This window comes from Microvirga sp. P4_A5 (genome assembly GCF_056402495.1).
Window position 1 is genome coordinate 1 of the sequence record NZ_JBFUHH010000174.1, and the last position, 3,550, is coordinate 3,550.

General features: G+C 67.0%; 5 protein-coding genes. 2 read left to right on the plus strand and 3 right to left on the minus strand.

Annotated features, from left to right (window positions below; translation table 11 throughout):
* Window positions 1-1,376: adenylate/guanylate cyclase domain-containing protein (locus AC1DVM_RS22695; RefSeq protein WP_477258332.1), on the minus strand; the 1,376-nt coding region annotated here is incomplete at its 3' end.
* Window positions 1,377-1,466: 90 nt separating this feature from the next.
* Window positions 1,467-2,087 (minus strand): glutathione S-transferase family protein, encoded by a 621-nt coding sequence (locus tag AC1DVM_RS22700; RefSeq protein ID WP_477258334.1) that lies wholly within the window; start codon window positions 2,085-2,087, stop codon window positions 1,467-1,469.
* Between the two features lie 184 nt (window positions 2,088-2,271).
* Here AC1DVM_RS22700 and AC1DVM_RS22705 point away from each other — a divergent pair, with 184 nt between their 5' ends.
* Window positions 2,272-2,622: a DUF6152 family protein gene (locus AC1DVM_RS22705; RefSeq protein ID WP_477258336.1), complete on the plus strand. Its 351-nt coding sequence runs from the start codon at window positions 2,272-2,274 to the stop codon at window positions 2,620-2,622.
* A gap of 3 nt (window positions 2,623-2,625) precedes the next feature.
* Complete coding sequence (locus AC1DVM_RS22710) at window positions 2,626-3,096, plus strand: hypothetical protein (protein WP_477258338.1); 471 nt, start codon at window positions 2,626-2,628, stop codon at window positions 3,094-3,096.
* 132 nt (window positions 3,097-3,228) lie between these two features.
* Here AC1DVM_RS22710 and AC1DVM_RS22715 read toward each other — a convergent pair.
* Window positions 3,229-3,550: hypothetical protein (locus tag AC1DVM_RS22715; RefSeq protein WP_477258340.1), on the minus strand; the 322-nt coding region annotated here is incomplete at its 5' end.

Here is a 3,550-nt window from a genome sequence, read left to right on the forward strand (position 1 = left end):
GCCCAGGCGAGATTGGGGTCGAGCAGCAGCGCCTTTTCGATGAGAACGGCGGCGACATCGAGCTTTCGGGCAAGCGTATAGGCAGCGCCAAGCGTGGTGAGCACGAGGGGATCGTCGCTGTCGAGGCGCGCCGCCTCCTCGGCGAGCGACAACGCGCGCCGCATGTCCTCCTTCGGGTCGGCCGAACGCAGATACGCGACGCGCTGCGCGTAGCACCAGGAAGCAAGAGACTTCGCCAGCGCGTAGGACGGATCGAACGACATCGCCCGTTCGAGCAGCGACAGCCCGAGGCTCGCGGTGTCGGGATCGTTCGACCAGACGATCGGGAACGCGCGCATGACGCAATCATAGGCATCGAGGCTGTCGGGTCGCTTGCGGCGCGCGCGTGCGATCTCGCTCGACCGGATGCTGGGCTGGATCGCCCCGACGATCGCTTCGGTCATGCGGTCCTGAACGTCGAAGATATCCTCGATTTCGCCGTCGAAGCGGTCGCCCCAGATGTGGCTGCCATCCGTCCCGTCGATGAGCTGGGCGGTGACGCGCAGGCGACGACCGGATTTGCGCAGGCTGCCTTCCAGCACGTAGCGTACGCCGAGCTCCCGGCTGACCTGCCGCACATCCACCGCCCGGCCTTTGTAGGTGAAGGTGGAATTGCGCGCGACGACGAAGAACGAGCGGACGCGCGACAGCGCCGCGATGATCTCCTCGACGATTCCGTCCGCGATATAATCCTGCTCCGGATCGCTGCTCATGTTGGTGAACGGAAGGACGCCGATGGACGGTCGATCCGGCAGCGCCAACGGCCGCGACAGCATCGCCGCGGGATCGTCCCGTGCGTCGTTCTCCTCCACCCGGATCGACAGCGCGTCGATGGGCTCGGCGATGTTCTTGACCACCTGCGGTCCGAGATCCGTGTAGGTGAGCGGCAAGGCTTTCTGCACATGCCGGTGCGCATCCCGCGAGATGCAGATGCCGCCGGCCTGCGCCAGCACCTGCAGGCGGGCCGCCACATTGACCCCGTCGCCGAAGATGTCGCCGCCCCTCGCGATCACGTCGCCCACATGGACGCCGATCCGGAACCGGAGCCCCGACGACGAGGGCGCCTCGGCATTCACGTGCGCTATGGCGTTCTGCACCTCGACGGCGCATTGCACCGCATCGACCACGCTCGGAAACTCGGCCAGGACGCTGTCGCCCGCCGTATTGGCGATGCGCCCCCGGTGCTGCGCGATGAGATCGTCCATGAGAGCGCGCCGCCGGGTGAGATCGTGCAAGGTGCCGACCTCGTCGCGGTTCATGAGGCGTGAATAGCCCTCGACGTCAGCGGCGAAAATCGCCGCGAGGTGACGCTCGACGTGGTGTTCCGACCGAGGCATGGCGCACGCGCGGGTGGCTCCCCAGCAACCCCCCGGCCGGATCATAAGGCTTGAACGCGCGGGAAGCGAGCCCTCCCGCGCCCGACCGCCTTACGCCGCCGGGTTGTTCGCGGCCGCCGCGCGCTTGTAGGCGGGCCGCGCCGTGACGCGCGCGATGTAATCGTCGAAGACCGTCTCGCCCTTCAGGCCCGGCGCGCCGAACATCATCGCCCAGTTGAGCTGGGCGCCCACATAGAGATCCGCCGCGCTGAACTTTTCGCCAAGCAGGTACGGCCCTTTTTGCAGCACGCTCGTGAGCGCGTTGAGCACATCCTCGTAGGAGCCGTAGCCGAGCGCCGATTTCGGCTCGACGTCGGGCCGTTTCATCATCCGGTCGAGTAGCGCCGGCTCGATGCAGCCCGCGCCGAAGAACAGCCAGCGGTAATACGCGCCCCGCGCCGGATCACTGACGGCGGGCGCAAGGCCCGCGGCCGGAAACGCATCCGCCAGATAAGCGATGATGGCCCCCGTCTCCGTCACCACGATGCCGCGATGGACGATGGTGGGCAGCTTTCCCATCGGGTTGATCTTCAAGAATTCCGGGCTCTTGTGCTCCCCCTTCTCGAAACTGATCGGGACGATGCGGTAGGGCGCGCCGACCTCCTCCAGCATCCAATGCGCCATCTGCGCGCGCGAGCGCGGGTTGTGGTAGAAGACGACTTCGTCGCTCATGGGTCTTTGTCCTTGCTGATGAGATCTGCCGGCGCGCGTCCGCGGCTGTTTAACAGGCGCCTTCGGGCGGGATTCGTTACAATGTGCCGCATGATGCCAGCGGGCCACCCGGCCCGCAAGCGGCCCTCGTCGGCTGCGCCGGGATCGGCTAGAATGGCCGCCTTCCAATGAATGAGGTGCCAGGATGAACGCACGCATCGTCCCGCTCGGCCTCGCCGCCGCCCTGTGGGCCGGCGCGGCCTTCGCCCATCATGGCTGGGGCAGCTACGAAGTGTCGAAAATCTTCAAGATCAGCGCGCCCGTCGAGATGCTGGAATGGGCGAATCCCCACGCGCATCTCATGCTAAAACATGAAGGCGCCACGTGGGAAGCGACGCTCGCGCCCCTGTCGCGCATGGAGGCGCGGGGTCTCACCGCCGACATGCTGAAACCCGGAACGCCCGTGGTGGTGGAAGGCTATCCCTCCACCCGCAACGAGCACGAGATGCGCGCCGAGCGCATCACGGTCGCGGGCAAGACCGTCGAATTGCGCTGACAGATGGAGAGCTTTGCCGAGCTCATGCGGGCCTATGAGCAATCGGGCCTCGGCCATGCGGCGCGCTCCACCACCTGGCTCTATCCGATGGCGAATCTCATCCACGTGCTTGGCGCGTCGCTTTTGGTGGGCGCCATCGCGGTGTTCGATCTTCAGGTGCTGCGCCGCGCCGGCAATATGCGGGCGCTCGCCCGCGCGACGCTTCCGCTGGCAGCCCTCGGCCTCGTCGTCCAGCTCGTCACCGGCATCGTCCTGCTTTCGGCCGAAGCCACCACGATGGTGCTGAACGCGGCCTTCCGCTTCAAGATTCTGATGCTCGTGCTGGGGCTCATCAACGTCGCAATCTTCCACTGGCGCTTCGGCCACCTGCTGCGCAAGGACGCAACCTCGGACAGCGCCCGCCCACTCGCCGCGATCTCGCTCGGCTCATGGGTGCTGGTGCTGCTGGCGGGACGCGCGATTGCGTATGTTTGAATTGCGTAATCCTCCCCGTCATGGCCGGGCTTGTCCCGGCCACGCGCGCCTTTTCCACCCGCGTCGCGAGAAAGTCGTGGGTCCCCGGGTCAAGCCCGGGGATGACGGCGGTGGGTGTGGCGATGGGAGTGGTTAGCGGGTGACGGTGGGTGTGATGAGCGGGGCGCGCTGCGGGCGACCGCGATAGCGGTTTGGCACAACGCCTCTCCCCACCCTCCCCGTCATGGCCGGGCTTGTCCCGGCCACCCACGCCTTTTCCACCCACCTCGCAAGAAAGGCGTGGGTCCCCGGGTCAAGCCCGGGGATGACGGTGGTGGGGTTGGCGATGGGAGTGGTTGCCGGAGTGACACGGGTGTGGTGAGCGGGGCGCGCTACGGGCGACCACGATAGCGGTTTGGCGCAACGCCCCTCTCCACCCTCCCCGTCATGGCCGGGCTTGACCCGGCCACCCACG

What these genes read in the sequence shown, in the direction of transcription:
- AC1DVM_RS22700 (WP_477258334.1), bottom strand. Translation starts at nt 2,087, where the DNA reads ATGAGCGACGAAGTCGTCTTCTACCACAACCCGCGCTCGCGCGCGCAG.
- AC1DVM_RS22705 (WP_477258336.1), top strand. Translation starts at nt 2,272, where the DNA reads ATGAACGCACGCATCGTCCCGCTCGGCCTCGCCGCCGCCCTGTGGGCC.
- AC1DVM_RS22710 (WP_477258338.1), top strand. Translation starts at nt 2,626, where the DNA reads ATGGAGAGCTTTGCCGAGCTCATGCGGGCCTATGAGCAATCGGGCCTC.